Origin of the sequence: Desulfatitalea tepidiphila, assembly GCF_001293685.1 — a bacterium.
In the GTDB taxonomy this organism is placed as follows: domain Bacteria; phylum Desulfobacterota; class Desulfobacteria; order Desulfobacterales; family Desulfosarcinaceae; genus Desulfatitalea; species Desulfatitalea tepidiphila.
Genome location: NZ_BCAG01000001.1, coordinates 403,019 through 422,603, shown reverse-complemented (window position 1 = coordinate 422,603; position 19,585 = coordinate 403,019). Strand labels below are relative to the sequence as shown.

Genomic DNA, 19,585 nt, shown 5'->3' with positions numbered 1-19,585 from the left:
TCGCCGCCCATCCGGAAACGGGCGGCTTCTTTTCGTATAATGGAAACGATGGATGGGTCAATCCCACCCAAACCAACCAGGGGATTCCAACTGAATGCCATTCATTCAACCCGGCTTGGATGGAGCAGGTGGCCGATGCCATGCCTATTTTTTTATCAGATGCCTTTTGTAATGCTGCCCTTCAAGGAGAATCACATTCAGTTAGTGCCCATGCACAAATGGCCAATTGGCCCGATATCGGTGTTGCGCGAAAAATGTAATCCTCGGAATATCGGCCATATGCCTGCGGTTAAATTTTTCGTGCGCCTTGATCTCGACCCAATTTGCCTATTTGTGGACGGACACCAGTTAGAATTACTCAGATCCACCCAGCGGAAAAAATAGCGGTCCACCGTGTAAACAATTGCAGCAGCAGCCGCGTCATAGGGTGTCAAAACGGCATGAAAGGAGATGTGTCATGAAAGCCAAAGCCATTTTGACCGCTGCATCTTTAGTCGTGTTTGCTTCGCTCGCCATGATTCCCAACCCCAGCTGGGCCGGTTCGCCCCAGAGACATCGATGGGAGGGGGTGGCCATCGGCGTCGGTGCGGCCATCATCGGAAGTGCCCTGATCAACTCCTTACACCAATCCAGTGCCTATGCCGAGCCGGCCCCGGCAACCGCTTACCATCCCGATTATGAAAGAAGGCCGGCGCCGAGGGGGCACTGGACCATCGAAAAGGCATGGGTTGAACCCGTCACCCGCAAAGAGTGGAATCCAGGCCACTACAATCGCCGGGGGCGATGGGTACCCGGGGAATGGATCCAGATTGAGGTCGAACCAGGGTACTGGGTCGAAAGAAAGGTGTGGGTTCCGTATCGGTAGTATCGCTTAGAAAAAATTATAAAAATAAATAAAAGCCCTGCCACCCAGTGGTCCCGGATGGCGGGGCACCGTCCGACGCCCGCTCCTGCTGCCTTTTTTACGTTCAGACATTTCCGAACTCCGAATGTTCGTCTGATGAACGTCTCAGGCCCCACACACCTGCCGTCGCTCTCGAGGCTATCTTTCAGATTTGCCCAGCCATTTAGCGCAACAAGAGCAATTCCAACTGAATGTGATTCACCTTGAAGAGTGCGCCTTCCAAAAGTTTTTTTGATATAAAAATTCGCATCGCAACGGACATGGCAGGCATGGGTGGGGCAGGTGGCCAGGGCCACGTGAGCCTGCGGTCTTAGAGCCAGTTGAATGCAGACGGCGGACAAGTGGCCCAGACTTGTTTGAGCGCAGCGAGTTTCTGGGCCGCCCGCCGTGCATTTTACTGGCTCTTGACCGCTTGGCGTGTGGCATCGGCCACCTGTTCCACCCATGCCGAGGTTAATGAATAGCGTTCAGTTAGAATCCCTGGCGCATCAAGGTTACCCTTTTTTTCGATATCAAATTGCGTTATAGTTTTTCTCCACAATGCGCATAGCAGCACCTCCCGCAGGACAGAAAACCCGGAAATCGACCTCCGGAACAGATTCTATTCAAACAACAGCATTAGCAAGATGGATCGAGGTTTCCCCCGAATCTGACAAACAGGGACATGTTATTGTCTTCTTTGTCCAACCGGGTATTTGTTGCGCAGACAATTTGAATCATTTCCCCAAACATGGCCGAGGAGAAAACGATGAGCACAAAAAAATGGGTTTACCTTTTCGATGAACTCGATCAAGCGATGCAATACGTCAACGATGAATGGGACGGACTGCGTGGCCTCTTCGGCGGCAAAGGCGCCAATCTCGCCGACATGCAGCGAATCGGCGTGCCGGTGCCGCCCGGATTTACAGTCACCACCGAAGCATGCAATGGCTACTTGGCGGGCGGCGGCGTTTTCCCGGACGGCATGTGGGACCAGGAACTTCAAGCCCTGATGGCCATTGAAAAGAAGACAGGCAAAACATTCGGCGATGCCGATCATCCCTTGCTGGTGTCCTGTCGTTCCGGAGCGAAATTCTCCATGCCTGGAATGATGGATACCGTATTGAACATCGGTCTCAACGATGAAACCGCCAAGGGCATGATCCGGCACACCAAGGATCCCCGGTTTGTGTATGACGCTTATCGTCGATTGATCCAGATGTTCGGATCGGTGGTCATGAACATCCCGGACGAAGCCTTTGAAAGCGCCATCGAACAAATGAAACGCGAGGTCGGCGCGGCCAGCGACGCCGATCTGACCGGAGCACAGTGGCAATATCTCACCGCGCGGTTCAAAACCATATTCCGCAGTCACACCCAGGTCGATTTTCCCCAGGACCCCGTCGAGCAACTCAAGATGGCCACCGAAGCGGTGTTCAAAAGCTGGAACGGCAAGCGGGCCGTCGATTATCGGAATGCGGCCGGAATTGCCCATGATCTGGGCACGGCCGTCAATATCGTCACCATGGTGTTCGGCAACATGGGCGACGATTGCGCCACCGGTGTGGCCATGACCCGCAACGGAGCCACCGGCGCACCCAAGCTGGAAGGGGATTACCTGATCAATGCCCAGGGTGAGGATGTGGTCGCAGGTATCCGCATGACCAAGGATATCGATCAATTGGCCGATGACATGCCCGAGGCCTATGCGGAGTTGCAGCAGATTGCCAAGGTCCTCGAAAAACACTACCGCGACATGCAGGACATCGAGTTCACCATTGAAAAGGGTAAACTCTGGATGTTGCAGACCCGGGACGGCAAACGCACCGCCCAGGCCGCGGTGCGCATCGCCGTAGACATGGCCGAAGAGGGGCTGATCACCCACGAAGAGGCCGTGACGCGCGTATCTCCCAGCCAGATCGACTTTTTCCTCCACCCCCAGTTCGACACCCAGGCCATCGCCGAGGCCCGGTCCCAGGGTATGGTGCTGGCCCGCGGACTCAATGTCTCACCCGGCGCCGCCGTGGGCAAGGTGGTGTTCGATGCCGACCTGGCCGAATCCTGGGCCAAGGAGCAGGGCCGCAAGGTCTTGATGGTGCGCCCGGAAACCAAACCCGACGACGTCCATGGCATGCTGGCCGCCAAGGGTATTTTGACCAGCCGGGGCGGCCGGACCAGTCATGCGGCGCTGGTGGCCCGCCAATTCGGCAAACCGGCCATTGTCGGCGTATCGGCCCTGCAGATCGACCTGAACAAACGACGCATGAGCGTCGGCGATCGGGTGATTCAAGAGGGCGATTGGTTGTCGCTGGATGGCAATACAGGAGAGATCTTTATCGGCCAGTTGACAACCATGGTGCCCGATATCAAGGATCCCTGGCTCATCAAACTGCTCGCCTGGGCCGACGAGATCCGCACCCTGGGCGTCTGGGCCAATGTCGATTACCCCGTGGATGCCCAACGGGCGAGAGAATACGGGGCCGAGGGAATCGGCCTGTGCCGGTCCGAGCACATGTTTTTTGAAAGCGAGCGCCTGCCCTACATCCAGAAAATGATCATGGCCCAGCTGCCGTTCGATCGGCGCGAAGCCCTCAACACGTTGCTCCCCTTCCAGAGGGAGGATTTTGCCGGATTGTTTCGCGTCATGGACGGGTTGCCGGTCATCATCCGGCTCATCGATCCGCCCTTGCACGAATTCCTGCCCGATCTGGTCCAACTGATCAATGAATTGGCCGATCTCAAGATGCGGGTCAAGCATGCCCCCACCCTTGCCGAAATCGACAGTTTGTTGCAGCAGATTCAACGCAAGGAGACAATTCGAAAACAGGCTGAACATCTGCACGAACAAAACCCCATGCTCGGCCTCCGCGGGGTGCGATTGGGCATTCAGATTCCCGAACTGACCACCATGCAGGTCAGGGCCGTCTTCGAGGCGGCCTGTGAAGTGACCCGCGAAGGCGTCAAGGTGCTCCCCAAGGTGATGATCCCGCTGACCAGCCACGCCAATGAGCTCAAGGTGCAGCGCGAGGTGCTCGAGAACGAGGCGCGCAAGGTAATGGCCGAGCAGGGGATTGAGATCGAATATAAATTCGGGACCATGATCGAGTTGCCGAGAGCCGCCCTGACGGCCGACCGGATCGCCGAGCATGCCCAATTTTTCTCGTTCGGGACCAATGACCTGACCCAGACCACCTATGGCATTTCCCGCGACGACGCCGAAGCGGGCTTTCTCATCGGTTACCTGAACCGCGGCATCTTGCCAGAGAACCCATTTGCCACCCTGGACCGGGACGGCGTCGGTGAATTGATGCGCATCGCCATCAAGAAAGGGCGCACAACCCGCAAGGACATGGAGTGCGGCATTTGCGGCGAACATGGCGGCGATCCCGACTCCATCGCCATTTGCCACGAATTGGGGCTCACCTACGTTTCTTGCTCGCCGTTTCGGGTGCCCATCGCCAGATTGGCGGCCGCGCATGCGGCTCTGAAGAGCAAGAAAGCGAAATAGGTTGACGCACCGCGCCGATCATCATGTGGAGATCAAGTTTGGCAAGCAAAAAAGAGGGCGGTTTAATGGGGGAGGTCATGAGGCGTGCACGAAACCCCTCGGTGCCTGCGTATGGCAAATTTCTTGTTTTCGCAGGCACCGGGAAAGGAAGGGGCACGCGTTTGAATGATCGCTGACGTGGATGGCAACTTCCAAACGCCGGCGTTATCTCGATGTGATATCCCTGGTGGGCGGCGCCACGTCCCGCCCGCCGGCGATTTCCTGGGTCGCCTTGAGCTCCTCGTGGTTGACCATCTTGAAAAAACGCCGCTCTTCACGCACATTTCTACAATGATTACAAATTGTTACATGACTTACCGGTGTCCCGCAAATTCTACAGCGACTTCCCACAGGATCTCCTTTCGTTAGCGGTTTGTTTTCATTGAATAAACGGAGAAAGTCCGTTTTGTAGGAACGCGACCGGATGATGAAGCGGTCCCGATCAAGGGCGACGCCAACGTAATACAACGAGATGGGCTTGTCAACCCAGTCGTGAATTTTGTCCCTGCAGAGAGGCCACCAGCATGATTTCAGAGGAAATGAGCTTTATAGAAGCTTGATTCTGAGTGGTTTCATGTCGGATGAGATACAAAATGGTCTAAGGGATTGATAGAAAAATTGATCGCCCCCTAAGACCCCTTGCCATAAGCATTCTACGAGCAAGTAGTCACAACATACGATGTAAATAGGGGAACGCGCGACGTTGCTGTATCGGTCCGTCCAAATGGACCTCTGTCTGCTTCTGAATTAGCCGGCTGTTTATTCAGCCTTATTAGCACTCCGATCGATCCATCGGGTAGCTGCCAAGACGTTTGACATGAATGGACATGCGATCGAGCTGTTCGAAGACGCGCTGGACGTGAGCGTCTTGCATGCCGCCCTCGAAATCGAGGAAAAAACTGTAGTTGCCCGGATCCGAGCGCAACGGCATGGAGGCGATGCGCGTGAGGTTGATGTGTTCTTCGGCAAACAGCCGCAGCACATTGAACAACTGACCGGCTTCGTGCGCCGTGGCAAAGATGATCGATGTCTTTTCGCCCGGGCCTTCGAAGGGGGCGCGGGCCAACAGCAAAAAGCGGGTCGAGTTCGAGATGCCATCGGCAATGCCGCTGGCGATGATCGCAAGATCGTACAATTCCGAGCACAGACTGCTGGCAATGGCCGCCGCGGCCCTGGGATTCTCACGGGCCAACATCTTGGCCGCCCCGGCCGTGTCATAAAATGGCCGCGCTTCCAATTTGTTCTTGAGCAAAAATCGCTGGCACTGGGCCAGGGCCTGGGGGTGGGAATAGACCACCCGGATTTCACCAAGCGCCACGGGCGCCGTGGCCAGCAGGCAGTGGTTCACGGCCACTCTCGCTTCTCCGGTCACCTTTAAATCGGTGGTGGTCAGCAGATCATTCACCTGGGTGACGGCCCCTTCCAGCGAATTTTCCACCGGTACCACACCCAGATCGAAATAGCCCTCCTGCACCCCCTGAAACACATCGACGAACTCCATGCAGGGGATATAGGCCCCGCCCGGCACCAGCTTGCGGCACGCCACCTCGCCGTAAGCGCCGGCCTCGCCCTGGAACGCAACCAGCTTGCGCTCCTCTTGTTGCAGCCGCTTGCTCTCCTGGATGATGGTACGCAGGAGTTGACGGGCAAACGATCGCTCGACGAGATCCAAATTCATCCGCTCGGGTCTGGACAGTACGGTTTCCTCCCGTTTGACGTCCACCACCTCGGACTTGAATTTCTTCGCCATAATGGCCAGCCCCATGCGCTCTTGCAACAGGACCAACAATTCACGATCAATTTTGTCTATCTTATGACGGATCTCTTCCAATCTCATCGCTCGCGGTTTCACCTCATCGTATCGATCGGGCAGGGGGCACCCCATTGAATGGCGTTGAACCGAATGGCATTTCGTTTTTTAAACAGTTGTGCATAACATGGGCAATGCTCTAAAACAATGCAAACCTGAAACCGCAGGACCGGCCAAATCAATGCAAAGGAGGTCAACCCATGCCCTATGTCAATATCAAAATCACGAAGGAGGGGGCTACGTCGGAAAAGAAGGCCCAACTGATCCAGGGGGTCACCGATCTGCTGGTGTCGGTACTGGGCAAGAATCCTCAAACCACGGTGGTGGTTATCGAAGAGATCGATACAGACAACTGGGGAATCGGCGGCAGGACGGTCTCGGAACTGAGAAAAAAGGGATGAACGAAGAGAGCAGGCAGGGATTTATGAAATCCCTGCCTGATGACTGGCCCAAACAAACGACTTAAAAAGGGGCAACTAGTTCACTGCATCCTTGAGCGCCTTACCAGGCACGAATTTAGGCACATTCCGCGCCGAGATCTTGATCTCCGCGCCACTTTGAGGGTTACGGCCGGTGCGGGCTTTGCGCTCGCTCACTTTAAAGGTGCCGAATCCTGAAATCTGGACCGAGTCCTTTTTAGCCAAGGCGTCAGAGATGGCATCAAGAACACAGTCCACCGTTTCCTTGGCTTGTTTCTGAGTACCAACGATTTCAGCTACTTTAGCAATTAAATCCGCTTTGTTCATGGAATCTCCTCCTCTGTCTGGTTTCAAATTGTAATGCTTATTTGCGCCGTGGCCGTCGGCAATGGCCAGCCGCGGCGTTTCGGCTGCCCCATGCTCTTTTTATGGGAGCCATCGGGTGCATGCCATAGTTCCGGATAGATGAAGTGTGCGCTTGCCGGGCGCAATGAAAAGGATAATAACCATTCATCGCATCGGGTGAAGGGTGCCTTCATTTACCTGGGCTGAACAAAATATACAAGCCCAAATGCTTTGACAGAAGGAAAAAGGCCGAATAGAGACGGCAAATGCCGGTCATTCCGAATTCTTTGGGCAAGGGATGACACGCAGACAGGTTCCTTAAACATGGTTGAGATAATCCAAATGATACAGCTTCGCAATCAATTGCAGCGCTTGTGCGACCAGTGGCTCTCGACCGGGTTGCCTTCCCGTGACGCATTGCTCCAAACCGCCGAACAACTCAACAGATGGAAAATTCAACACAAAGTCCCCGGCATCTGGCCCGCCGCGCCGCTTATGATCACCGCCACCCTGGATGATGGAATTGGTCAAGGGATTGATATCATAAATATTTTTTCCGATATAGTCGGGATGAAGGTCAAACCACTCGGACTGCTTCAGCCGGCCGAACGGATTGTCGCGGCGTGCCTGAAAGATCGACCGGCGTTTCTGGGGTTGACCGTTCTGCAGATCGACAGCGAGGAAACCCTTTCGCTGATCGGACAGCGAGTCCCCTCTCAAACGCGTATCGTCGCTGGCGGACCGGCATTCAAATATGAGCCCGAGATGGCGGTTCGCTGCAATGTGCGCCATGTGGCCGTCAACGTGGCGGCATACATCGACTATGTATTGCAGTTGAATTTTTAACAATATGTTTTAATTAGTAATTTATTTCACGGGAGTGCAGTCGCCGAAACCCTTAACCGATGACTATCCCGGAACTGAACCTATTTTTCAGGCAATCTCCAAGTAGTACATGGCCACCCCCGGCGAGGCGGCCTGGCGCTCGCTATACTCGGGTCCCTGACACGGCTCAAACCCCATGCTCAGATACAACCGTTTGAGGTTGGGATTGTTGGTGAGAGATATAAAGCGTTTAAATCCTTTTCTTTTCAATTCGTCGATAAAGGCCTGAACGGTGAACACCCCCACCCGTTGATTACGGAACCGTGTGGATATCGCGAGGGCCGCGATTTCAGCGGTCTGCGCATCGATGGTCTTTTTTTCCACGCATCCCACAACGATGTCGTCGATGGTGGTCACGTAAAAATTGTTGCGGTTCAGGATCAAATATTCCTTGGTCCTTGGCTTGAGATATCCTTCACTTTTGTAAAGTTTGAGGATGCCATCGATCAGGCGCACCTCATTCTCGGTCGCCACGGGTTGGAATCGCTCGACAAAGTTATTGGCGATCAGGGTCCCCCACCCTTCTATGGTGAACAGTTCGTATTTGATGGCATCTTTACCGGCCGGGAGGATATGCACCCGATCGTAGTGGCCGCTATCGATACGGCTGCAGATGCGATCGAGCACTCCCTTGAAATTGGTGTTGGCAATCAGGTCTCCCCATGCGTTGATGCTTTGGCGCACGCCTTGGGTGGTGACGCTGTTGATCCTGTTGCCCAGATGATCGACCAGGGCCTTGCGCTCCAGAAATATCAATTTATGGACATTCTCTTCATGGTCGAGCACATAACTGTAGAAATCGACATCAGGCGGCACTCTGACGATACGGGTCTCGGACAGGCGGTCGGCCAAGAGCCGGAAATATTTCTGATTGGCAAATCGGTTGGCGATGTTGTGATAAAGGGCGGTTTTGATCTTCAGGCGGCTGAGCAACTTCAGATCGGAAATCACGGCATTGAGATTGTCGCGCAATATCCCTTCCCTGCAGGCGATGCAAACGCTCTTGCCTTCCAGGGAATGGGTGTACTCTTCGATATATAGCCGCGGCATGGTCTCTTGTAGTGCCCTCCATGAGGTGCGTTTGGATCGGCATCGCTGCCCTTTCTATCACGCCGAGGGTAACATAAAAGGATTTGAGGTCGCAAGCCGGCGTCTCCGTTCACAGGATTCCAACTGAATGCTATGCATTACACCCGGGGTGGGTAGAACAGGAGGCCGATGCCACACACCAAACGGTCAAGTGCCGGTAAGATGCACGGCGGGCGATCCCGGTCGAAATCGAAGGGGGGTATTGACCTGCTCGAAATGGATGAGTAGGATAGGCCCCCCGAAATCAAGCTGAATGCGGCTCGACCACGCCGGAGATCCCCTCGAAACGACCGTGTGCTTCGGGATCAACCGAATGGATACCGGCCTTGTCTGCCGGACCGTTTACAATTAAAACCATGGAATAGGAGAATCAGCGATCATGTCCAAAAAACCACGCATCCTGATCGTGGGTGGGGTGGCCGGCGGTGCATCGTGCGCGGCCCGCGCCCGCCGGCTCTCGGAAACCGCCGAAATCGTCATGTTCGACCGCGGCACCCACGTCTCTTTCGCCAACTGCGGCCTGCCCTATTATGTAGGCAACGTCATCCAAAACGAAGAGGACCTGCTGGTGGCCACCCCTCAACTCTTCAAGGAGCGCTTCAATATCGAAGTGCGCCTGCGATCCAATGTGGCCGCCATCGACCGTGCCAACCGGCGCATAGAGGTCACGGACCTGGAACGCGGGACCACCTATGGTGAGGATTACGATTACCTGGTCCTGTCTCCCGGCGCCCGCCCTATTCGACCGAATTTACCGGGCATCGATCTTCCGGGGATCTTCTCGTTGCGCACCATCCCTGACAGCCGACAGATCGTCCAGTGGATCGAACAATTCGAAGCCACCCAGGCCGTTGTAGTCGGCGGCGGTTACATCGGCATGGAGATGACCGAAAACCTCCACACCCGGGGTCTCAAAGTCACCGTTGTGGAACGACTTAACCAGGTCATGCCCCTGCTCGATCAGGAGATGGTGGCTCCCATCCACGATACGCTCATCAAACACGGCATTTCGCTCTACCTCAATGATGGGGTCGCCCAATTTGAAAAGGGAGAAGGGCACCGCATCAAACTGACCCTCCAAAGCGGTCACCAGATGGAAACCGACCTGGTCATTTTATGTATCGGCGTTCGCCCTCACACCTCCCTGGCCGAAAAGGCCGGATTGGATATCGGCCCCGGGGGCGGCATCGAGGTCGACGGCCAAATGCGCACCAGCGATCCGCACATCTGGGCCGTGGGTGATGCCGTTGAGGTCAGGGACGTGGTCACCGGCCAGACCGGCGTGGTTCCCCTGGCCGGTCCGGCCAATCGCCAGGGACGGATTGCCGCCGATGCGATCATGGGACGCAGCAGCACATTCCGGGGGGTGCAGGGCACCTCGGTGGTCGGCATCCTCGACCATGTGGTGGCCTTCACCGGCGCCAGTGAAAAGACGCTCCAAAAGCTCGGCATGTGGGATCAGATGGAAAAAATTTACCTGCATCCCGGCCATCATGCCAACTACTATCCCGGCGCCGAGCCGATCAGTCTCAAATTCATCTTCAAAAAAGAGGATGGACGCATCATCGGTGCCCAGGCCGTTGGGCAGAAAGGCGTCGAAAAGCGCATCGATGTGGTCGCCATGGCGATCCAGATGGGGGCGACGGTGTTTGACCTGGAAGAGGCCGAATTGTGTTACGCGCCCCAGTTCGGTTCGGCCAAAGACCCGGTGAACATGGCCGGGATGATCGCCGCCAATGTGCTCAGGGGAGATGCCCGCCTGGCCCACTGGGAGGAGGTGGAAGAGAGCAGTGCCCTGATGCTGGACGTGCGCGATGTCATGGAGTACAAACAGGACCACGTCGACGAAGCCGTCAACATACCCATCGACGAGCTGCGCCGACGCATGCAGGAAATCCCCAAGGATCGCGAGATCTGGACTTACTGTTTCGTCGGTCAGCGCTCCTATTTTGCGGCCCGGACCTTAACCCAGCATGGTTACAACGTGAAAAACATCAGTGGGGGATTTAAAACCTTTTCCATGCATGAGACGGCGAAGTTTTTATCTTGAGCCGGCTGTGTCGGAAGATTAACGCTGAGGGCGGGCATAAAGCCCGCCCCTGCTTTCAGGGGGAATCAAATTCAGATAATTGTATTGATTTGTGTCGTGGCGGAAACGACATCACCGATCCCTTCTGAGCAACCTTGCGGTCAGCTTGTGCCACACGACACGGGCCTCTTCTATCTTGAAGGCCCAGGAGATCCCACCCATCAGCAGTAAAAAAACCAGGCTTTGGACGACAATTAGGCCAACGCTGCCGGACAGGGTGGAGGCGTCCACCCACCGGTACATGATCTTCTGACTCAACACCAGGCCACCTGCCACTGGTGCACAAATGGCCAGGCATTTGCCGTAAAACGCATATACCGACTCGCTCCCGGTGTTGTGAGTGCGGTGGTTCCAGACAGCGTAGAGCACGGCCACCTGAAGCAGGACCGATCCGGAAATGGCCAGTCCGATTCCGAACACCCCCCAATATTTCAAGCCGATCCAGTATAGCGGCAGGCTTAAAAGAACGGCCATGGTGCCGTAAACGGCCGGCAGCAGCGTGTTTTGCATGGCGTAAAATCCGCGGTTCACCACCGTCTGGGCCGCAAAAGCGACGGCACCGATCAGCATGCCCGTGAGCGCCCAGGCGGTGGCGTGAGCATCCGCCGAGGTGAACGACCCACGTTCGTACAACACGCGGATGATTTCGTAACGCACGACATAGACCAGCACGGAGACAGGAAGCACCAGCGCCAGATAACGCAAGGTATTGTTAAACATCCTGTTCATGTCATCCCATTGCCGCTGGGCCGCCATTCTAGCCAGAAAAGGAAAGGCGGCCACGCCGACCGCCTGGCCGAAAAACCCCACCATGGCCAGGATCACCCGCCAGGCAAAATCGACATGGGTGATGGCGCCGGCATCGAGATAGCTGCCGAAGAATTTTGAAAAGATTTCCGTCGAAAAAGTCATGGTGAGCCCCAACATCAAGGGCAGGGTCAAAACAATGTAGCGCTTCACATCGGGATGACGCCAATTGAAATTGATTCGGAACTGCAAGCCCGCTTTTCGGGCGCCGATCCATTGGATCAAAAAACCGCCCCCGGCGGCGCCGGCCAATGCCCCCCAGGCAAATCCTTCGACACCCAGCCGGGACCCCATCAGGATACCGCCGCCGATAATGCCCAAGTTATAAACGAGCCCCGACAGGGCCGGCACAAAAAAACGCTCCTTGGCAAATTGCACGGCCATGAGCATGCCGCCGGCAAAGAAAAAAAACTGGGCCGGCAGGATGATGCGTGTCATGCGCACCGCCATTTGCATAAAAACCGGATCGGATCTGCCGGGTGCCAGCCAGGTCAGCAGCTGCGGCGCTGCCACCATGCAGAGTACGATCAGCACCACTAAAAACGCACCGAGCACCGTAAGAAGAATGGAAAAAATCTCCCAACCGCCGGCTTCGTCGTCCGCGGCCAGGTAACGTGCAAAAATGGGAATGAATGTGACGGAAAAGAAACCGCTGGCCAGCACATGATTCAGAATCTCTGGCAGGATGAAGGCCACTTTATAGGCATCCGTGGCAATATTGGCACCGATCATGGCGGAGAGGATCGATTCGCGCAGAATGCCCAGGATGCGGCTCAGGAGGATCGAGGCCATCATGATCAGTGCGGCGACGCCCATCTTCCGATACATACGATTTCCCATCAGGTTCCTGAAAAAAGTGAAATGATGCGCATCTTGCCCGAACGTGGCGATCGAGGCAAGAGGGTTTTCAACGTATGGCGGCTATCGCCCAGGGGGTTGAACGCACCCACTGCAAGGCCTTTACAAGGCTTGACATCCGCATCCGGCCCATGAAATAGTACGTCCGCTTTGCGCTTTGAACCCGCCAGCCAATGAGATTCTCCGGGTTTAATCCCACACACATTCACATAACTGGAGGTATGGTATGGAGTACAGCAACATCATCGTGACGACCCAGAACTACGTGACCACCATCACCTTGAATCGGCCGCCGACAAACTCGGTGAATTTAGGCATCCGTGAGGAGTTGGATCACGCCGTCAAAGCGCTCGAAGAGAGCAAGGAAACCCGGGCGATCATCATCACCGGCGCGGGTGAAAAAGGATTCTGTGCCGGCATGGACGTCTCCGATATCGCCAACATCGCCAAGGGCCCCAATGGCAACGATATCTTCAACCGGATCGAGCGCATGCCGAAACCGGTGATCGCCGCCATCAACGGCTATGCCCTCGGTGGAGGCTGTGAACTGGCATTGGTGTGCCATTTCAGACTGATTTCCGATGCATCCCGGGCCATCATGGGGCTGCCGGAGGTGAACCTGGGCATTACCCCCGGGTGGGGCGGCATCCAGCGGCTGCCGAGGACCGTCGGTAAATCCAAGGCCCTGGAGATGATCCTGTTCAGCAAGCGGCTGGCGCCTCAGGAAGCGCTGGAGATCGGCCTGGTCGATCGCGTCGTACCGGCGGCGGACCTGATGAAGGAAGCCATGACCCTGGCCGTGACGTTGACCAAACGGCCGCCTCTGGCGGTCCGGGCGGTTCTGGAAGGCATGTCCACCGGGCTCGAAAAAGGCCTGGAAGCCGGACTGGCGGTGGACCGCGAATGGGCCACCAAGCTAGGCCGGAGCCACGATGCCGTGGAGGGCATGACGGCATTTCTGGAAAAACGGGAGCCGGTGTTCAAAGGGGAATAAGCTTCGCCTGCCTGACGGCCAGACGCGAAAAGAATATCCTATAAAAATCAAACGGCGATCCAGGTGAGTGACCCCGGGTCGCCGTTGTGTTTCCGCCGATCTGCACCGAATCCACCCTGTGCCTGCACCGACGATTTCAATGCATCAGGAAGAAAAAGGTTTTTCGATCACGAAACGCTCGTCGAGCTCCTTGAGAATACCCATGATGCCACCATAGGATAGGGTTTCGAACGGCTGCATGGCGGTTCCGAAAAATCCCTGCTGCCGGATGTCCAGGGTCTTGGAAGTGGCATGCGCACGCACCTGATCCCAGAAGGGGTGGTCGAACGGATCAATGGCTTCGGTCAAATGGCCGTCCCGAACGCAATAGGCCGCGCATGAAACGCTCGGCGGGCCGTCGAAATAGGAGACGCCGCTGTTGCGTCTCACGGGCATCAGCGGACCGTGGTGACTGCCGCGCTGAAAGCCGCTGACATGGGCGCAGAGGGCAAAGGGCGCCAGCACCTCGCCGGCGGCGGGAAAGGCGTCCTGCACCCGCACGATGGCCACCGGATCATCCCGGCCCAGCATGATACCGGCGACATAGTGCAACCGGGTCGTGCTGACCGCCACGCTCTGCTCTTCGGTGGTGCGCGAATGGACGGACCGAATGGCAAAGCGTTCGTCGTCTCTCAGCAGAGCCGCCAGGTTGTAAAGATCCTCCGGCGCCTCGAGAGTGATCACCCGATCGTACTCCCGATAGACCACGTCCATGACTTCGAAACGAAATCCTTTGCGCATGCGGGGCGACAATATCAGCCCGGAAGCGTGCATGGGATCGGCAAAGGCCTGGTAAAGCGGCAGGTTGAAGGCGCCCGGCACGCTCTTGTCGATGGAAAAGACCAGAAAGGCTTCATTGGAGCGCTCTTGGAAAGTGATCTGGGCCAGCGAGGGGCCGAACCCCTTGGAGGCACCCGAAATGCCCTTGTCGAAAATATCCTGACCGGCGCCATAGAGTCCCTGCTCCACTGCCACCCGGGCGCCCTGGGCGAACGCCTCCCAGATCATATCCTGCACGGCCGTCTGGCCCGGATCGCCCTGATAGGTGCACACCGCGGTGATGTCATCGCCGGTGAAGTGAAGATCGAAATCCGCGATGAGCTGGCCTCGATGCGCTTCGAGCGCCTCACGCACCGAGTTCACAACTTCCGTACTGGGTTGCAGGTGGCCGCCGATGCTGCCGATATCCGCCCGCATGGCGACGATCGTGGTTTGCATGTCACCCTCTCCTTTCCCATCCGCAGGCCCTGCCCGGTCCTGCGGGAGTAATGAACCCACCGTCGATGCGATCAATAGAGGAACATGGGCATGCCCTCGGCCTTGCGAATGATCGGACGATAGGCTTCGGCATCGTATAGGCTTTCCACATCCACCCGTTTGGCACCGCCCTTAAGGTCATCCAGACGAAGCGCCGTATAGCGGCCCTGAACCAGGGCCACCATTCGGCCGCTTTGTCCCTGGCCGATCAACTCGATGGTCAGGTTGGCGTAGTTCATGGCCACCATCAGGTCCAACGAATCGGGCGAGCCGCTGCGCATGAGGTAAAACAGCGGCTGGAAAATGATGCCAAGTCCCGTTAGCTTTTTGATTGCTTCGGCCGTCACCGCCCCGATCCCGCCCAGCTTTCGATGGCCGAAGGCATCGGCTTCGCCGCGCAACACCATGTCCCCCCCAACCATACTGGCCCCTTCGCTGATGGTCAGCATGGCGTAGCGGCTGGGATTGGCCCGCCGGTCATCGACCAGAAAACGGGCCAGGCGATCGATATCGAACGGCACTTCCGAGATGAGGACCCGGTCCGCGCCGGCCAGGTAGCCGGAAACCAGGGAGGTTTCACCGCAATAGCGGCCGAAAAGTTCGACGACGGCGATGCGTTCATGGGACCCCGAAGAGGTCCGCAGGGCATGAATGAAATTCACGCTGCGCGTCACGGCCGTGGAAAACCCGATGCAATAGTCGGTGCCGATCACATCGTTATCCATGGTCTTGGGAATGGCGATCACCGGAAACCCCTCCTGATGGAGACGGGCGGCGAACGAGAGCGTGTCGTCACCGCCGATGGGCACCAGCAGATCGATGCCCAGGTGGGTGAGGTTTTTCAGCACATGAGCGGTGAAATCCACTTTTTTGGAGGGATCGGCGAAGGAGTCCTGAAGGAATGCAGGCGCATCTTTGTATGTCACGGCACTCGGGTTGGTCCGTGAAGTGTGCAGAATAGTGCCGCCCGACCGATCGATGGTCCTGACGTTGGATGGGTCCAGCGGCCGAACAAATTCCGTTCCAGCCTCGGGTGTGTCGGGCGAATATTCCAAGAGACCGGCCCATCCCCTGCGAATGCCCAGCACCCGGATCCCCAGTTGGGACGCCCGCACCACGAGCTGTTTGATGCATGGGTTGAGACCGGGCACATCACCACCACCCGTCAAGATGCCAATGGTCCGAATGTTTGTATTGCTCATGACCTGGCGCCTCCCCCGCGCGCGATGCGACCCGGCCGTCCGCACGGGGCCTTGCGGCCCCAACAAAAATATGGCGCCGATGTCAAGGCACAGGCCTCGTGCATGGCGGTCCGGTCACTTTTTAAAGAACGGATCAATAAACAGCGCACCCTATGATTTATCGTGAATCCGCAATCTTCATGCCAGACGGGCCTTTGTCGGCACTCGAATTAATCTTCTGAAATCATTTGAATTGGTCATCATCGAGGCGCGACCCGCAGCCGGGGATAGGCGCAATGGCTGGCAAAATAGCTGACAGTATGTAAATTTCATCGAACCACGGGAAGAGCAGAACCGTTGAAAAAAAGGTAGAAAGAGGGGTCAATACATCAAATTCGGCAAAAATAGAACCAACCGGGGAAAAACGGCGATGATGGCGATACCGACCAGTATGGCCAGGAGAAACGGCAGAATGCCCTTGAAGATGGATTCGAGAGTGATCGACTCCTTCATTCCCATGGCCACGCCATAGACCACATAGACGTTGATACCCACCGGCGGCGTGATGACACCCATCTCGGTCACCATCACGATCACGATGCCGAACCAGATGGGATCGTAGCCCAACTGGAGGACCAGCGGATAAAAAATCGGCACGGTCAGCATGACCAGGGCCAGGGAATCCATGAAACAGCCGCCCAGGAAGTAGACCAGGACAATCAGCGACAGGATGAGGATGGGCGGCAGGTCGAGATGTTCGATCCAGGATGCGATATTGAACGGGATACGCGTCACGGCCATGAATTTGCCGAACACCACGGCCCCGGCGATGAGCATCATCACCATACAGGAGGTCTTGAGGGTTTCGTACAAGGCGTTTTTGAATCCGCCCCAGCTCAACTGGCGCCGGATGCCCGACACCAACACCACTCCGACGACGCCCACCGCGGCCGCCTCGGTGGGGGTGAACCATCCGAAAAAAAGCCCCCCCATGACGAGCGCAAAGACGGCGACGGTTTCACTCAAATCCCGCATTGATTTCAACCGGGCTGTCCAGGAAAAGGATTGCCCCCGGGGACCCTGGTCCGGGGCAATGGCGCACCAGATCATGATGGCCGCACAAAACAAGGCGGTAATGAGGAAAGCCGGCACGATACCGGCCACAAACAGCTTGCCGATGGATTGCTCGGTCAGCACGCCGTAAACGATGAGCACGACACTGGGCGGCATGATCATGCCCAGGCCGCCGCCCGAGGCAACCGCCCCTGCAGCCAGCTCATCGGCGTATCGGTACCGCTTCATCTCCGGTAGCCCGACGGTGGCCATGGTGGCCGCGGTCGCCGGACTCGATCCGCACACGGCACCGAAGGCCGTACAGGCCGAAACCGTGGCCACGGCCAAACCACCCCGGGTCCCCCCCAGAAACGTATAAGCCGTATTGTAGAGTCGTCGGCTGATACCGCTGTTGAAGGCCAATTGGCCCATGAGAATAAAAAGAGGTACGGTCGTCAAACCATATGATGAAAAAACAGAATAAAACTCCTTGGCCAGCAGGTTGAGGGCGCCCTGCACCGAGACCATGGTGCTGAACCCCAGGAAACCGACCGTCGCCATGACGTAGGAGACAGGCATCCGGGTCAAGAAGACCAATACCATCAAGACGATGCCGATAATACCGATGACCGTGGGACTCATTTACGCAGCAACTCACTCCAGGTTTCGATCACTCCCTTGACGATCACGGCGGAAAGCACCAGAAAACAGCCGGCCACGGCAACGATGATCAGGTACTCGGGCAGCTCCAGGTTCATGGAGACCTCTCCCGACGATTTTAAACTCAGGGCATAGACCACCATGCGCCAGGTCACCACCACGAAGAAAGCAAAGCTTACGATGCCGGTGCACACATCGACCAACAGGCGCCGCTTTTCAGGCATGCGGCGCACGAAGATCTCCACCCCGATATGGCCCCGGGTCTGGTGGGTAAACGGAAGGGCGGCAGCGGCGGCCAGGACCCCCATGAAACTGACCAGCTCCACCGACCCGAAAACGGGTTGTTTAAAAAAACGCCCGATGACGTCGACGCACGTCAGCAGGCTCATTCCCACCAGGCAGGCGGCACCGCAGATTTTCAATTTATCGGACAAGAAGTCGATGATTTTACCCAAAACCTGCATGGCGTCACACCTCTGGTTCCAAAAAGCATCGGCCCGGTGGTCGGCCGACCCACCGGGACCGCTCTCGTTTGGCATCGGATCTCTCTATTTTTTGCTCAGCTCTTGACGAATGGCCGCGATCACATCGGTCCCTCTCAACCCCTTTTCATCCAGAGACTTGGCATATTCGTCGATCATCGGCGCCACGGCCGCCTGCCAACGGGCAGCCTCCTTGGGATCGATCTCGACGGTCGTATTGCCCTGATCGAGGAAGAATTGCAACCCCTCTTTGTCACTGGTATCCCAGGCTTCGCCATGTTTGACGGCCCACTCTTTGTTGATCTCCCGGATCACCGCCTGATCCTTGGGGTCTATACTCTCCCACTTGGCTTTGTTCATCACCACAAAAAACGAGGTGGTATAGGCCACCGGATAGGCCAGGGTCACGTAGTCGAGCACCTCGCCCAGCTTCCAGCCCTTGTTGGTTTCAATGGGATTGGCGGAGCCGTCCACCACCCCCTTTTGAAGGCTCTGGTATGATTCCGGCATGGGCATGGGCACCGGCGTGGCCCCCAATGCCTTGACCATCTGGGCACTGATGCCCGTCGAGCGGATCTTGAGCCCCTTCAAATCCTCCAACGTACGCACCGCCCGGCCGCGGGTGTGAATCAGCCCCGCACCGTGCGCGTGAATGTACATCAATTGGGTATTTTCCAACTCTTTGGGCAAAAATTGCTCGTAGATCGAATTGGCCACCCGCGTTGCCGTGACGCCGTCCGGATACCCCATGGGCAAATCAATGGCCCCCATGACCGGAAAACGGCCGCGGGTGTAGGCAAAGGCCGAAAAGCCGATGTCGGCGATGCCGTCAAGTACGCTGTCATAGGTCTGATTGGCCTGGGTCAAGGTCTGGCCTGCAAAATACTGAACTTTCACTCGGCCTTCCGTGCGCCGCGCCACCTCCTGGCACCAGCCTTCGGCCAGCTGACTCTGAATATGGGTGGGGGGGAAAAAATTGCTGTAGGTCAATTGGATCGTACCCGCCCAGGATGTGGCCAATCCGATTGAACCAAGCACACCCCAGACGCACAGAAAAGACAGACTCAAGGCGATCAGTTGGAAGCTCTTTTTCATGGGAGATCCTCCTCTCCCGGCGTTGCCGGAAGCGTAAAGTGAAAAATTGAAATTTCGGACCAAGGATTCAATGGAACGATCGGCTCTAAAAT

General features: G+C 56.6%; 15 protein-coding genes. 6 read left to right on the top strand and 9 right to left on the bottom strand.

The genetic code is table 11. The annotated features are described in order from the left end of the window. Window positions 1–457: 457 nt before the first annotated feature. Entirely contained in the window at window positions 458–865 is a 408-nt protein-coding gene (locus DFT_RS01880; protein ID WP_054029538.1) for a hypothetical protein, read from the top strand. Window positions 866–1,652: 787 nt separating this feature from the next. Next, window positions 1,653–4,391 (top strand): pyruvate, phosphate dikinase, encoded by a 2,739-nt coding sequence (gene ppdK, locus DFT_RS01875; RefSeq protein WP_054029537.1) that lies wholly within the window; start codon window positions 1,653–1,655, stop codon window positions 4,389–4,391. Between the two features lie 811 nt (window positions 4,392–5,202). On the opposite strand, the gene DFT_RS01870 is transcribed toward ppdK, so the two are convergent. Then, the gene (locus DFT_RS01870) at window positions 5,203–6,267 is read right to left on the bottom strand and encodes a bifunctional chorismate mutase/prephenate dehydratase (protein ID WP_054030053.1); all 1,065 of its coding nucleotides are present in this window, start codon (window positions 6,265–6,267) and stop codon (window positions 5,203–5,205) included. A 173-nt stretch (window positions 6,268–6,440) separates the two neighbouring features. Between DFT_RS01870 and DFT_RS01865 the strand changes: the two genes are divergently transcribed. Continuing rightward, window positions 6,441–6,641 (top strand): tautomerase family protein, encoded by a 201-nt coding sequence (locus DFT_RS01865; protein WP_054029536.1) that lies wholly within the window; start codon window positions 6,441–6,443, stop codon window positions 6,639–6,641. A gap of 75 nt (window positions 6,642–6,716) precedes the next feature. On the opposite strand, the gene DFT_RS01860 is transcribed toward DFT_RS01865, so the two are convergent. Next, window positions 6,717–6,986, bottom strand: coding sequence for an HU family DNA-binding protein (locus DFT_RS01860; protein WP_054029535.1), 270 nt, complete (start codon window positions 6,984–6,986; stop codon window positions 6,717–6,719). 342 nt (window positions 6,987–7,328) lie between these two features. Between DFT_RS01860 and DFT_RS01855 the strand changes: the two genes are divergently transcribed. Continuing rightward, window positions 7,329–7,850, top strand: a complete 522-nt coding sequence (locus DFT_RS01855) for a hypothetical protein (protein ID WP_054029534.1) — start codon at window positions 7,329–7,331, stop codon at window positions 7,848–7,850. An 87-nt stretch (window positions 7,851–7,937) separates the two neighbouring features. Here the strand turns inward: DFT_RS01855 and DFT_RS01850 are convergent, their stop codons facing one another. Continuing rightward, entirely contained in the window at window positions 7,938–8,939 is a 1,002-nt protein-coding gene (locus tag DFT_RS01850) for a GNAT family N-acetyltransferase (RefSeq protein ID WP_054029533.1), read from the bottom strand. A gap of 418 nt (window positions 8,940–9,357) precedes the next feature. Here DFT_RS01850 and DFT_RS01845 point away from each other — a divergent pair, with 418 nt between their 5' ends. Beyond that, entirely contained in the window at window positions 9,358–11,028 is a 1,671-nt protein-coding gene (locus tag DFT_RS01845) for an FAD-dependent oxidoreductase (protein ID WP_054029532.1), read from the top strand. Window positions 11,029–11,139: 111 nt separating this feature from the next. Here the strand turns inward: DFT_RS01845 and murJ are convergent, their stop codons facing one another. Further along, on the bottom strand, window positions 11,140–12,702 hold the full coding sequence (murJ, locus tag DFT_RS01840; protein WP_054029531.1) for a murein biosynthesis integral membrane protein MurJ: 1,563 nt from the start codon (window positions 12,700–12,702) through the stop codon (window positions 11,140–11,142). A gap of 256 nt (window positions 12,703–12,958) precedes the next feature. Here murJ and DFT_RS01835 point away from each other — a divergent pair, with 256 nt between their 5' ends. Beyond that, on the top strand, window positions 12,959–13,726 hold the full coding sequence (locus DFT_RS01835) for an enoyl-CoA hydratase/isomerase family protein (protein ID WP_054029530.1): 768 nt from the start codon (window positions 12,959–12,961) through the stop codon (window positions 13,724–13,726). Window positions 13,727–13,870: 144 nt separating this feature from the next. Here the strand turns inward: DFT_RS01835 and DFT_RS01830 are convergent, their stop codons facing one another. The 5 genes from DFT_RS01830 to DFT_RS01810 all read right to left on the bottom strand — a co-directional run bounded on the left by DFT_RS01830 (window position 13,871) and on the right by DFT_RS01810 (window position 19,493). Next, window positions 13,871–14,983 carry a fructose 1,6-bisphosphatase gene (locus DFT_RS01830; RefSeq protein WP_054029529.1) on the bottom strand — a complete coding sequence of 371 codons (1,113 nt, stop codon included), beginning with the start codon at window positions 14,981–14,983 and terminating at the stop codon, window positions 13,871–13,873. 71 nt (window positions 14,984–15,054) lie between these two features. Then, a complete protein-coding gene (locus DFT_RS01825) occupies window positions 15,055–16,224 on the bottom strand; it encodes a 6-phosphofructokinase (RefSeq protein ID WP_054029528.1) in 1,170 nt (389 codons plus the stop codon). 360 nt (window positions 16,225–16,584) lie between these two features. Continuing rightward, window positions 16,585–17,898, bottom strand: coding sequence for a TRAP transporter large permease (locus DFT_RS01820; protein WP_054029527.1), 1,314 nt, complete (start codon window positions 17,896–17,898; stop codon window positions 16,585–16,587). After that, window positions 17,895–18,455, bottom strand: coding sequence for a TRAP transporter small permease (locus DFT_RS01815; RefSeq protein ID WP_054029526.1), 561 nt, complete (start codon window positions 18,453–18,455; stop codon window positions 17,895–17,897). Before DFT_RS01815 ends, DFT_RS01820 begins: the two co-directional genes overlap by 4 nt. A gap of 9 nt (window positions 18,456–18,464) precedes the next feature. Next, window positions 18,465–19,493, bottom strand: coding sequence for a TRAP transporter substrate-binding protein (locus tag DFT_RS01810; protein ID WP_054029525.1), 1,029 nt, complete (start codon window positions 19,491–19,493; stop codon window positions 18,465–18,467). Window positions 19,494–19,585 lie beyond the last annotated feature (92 nt).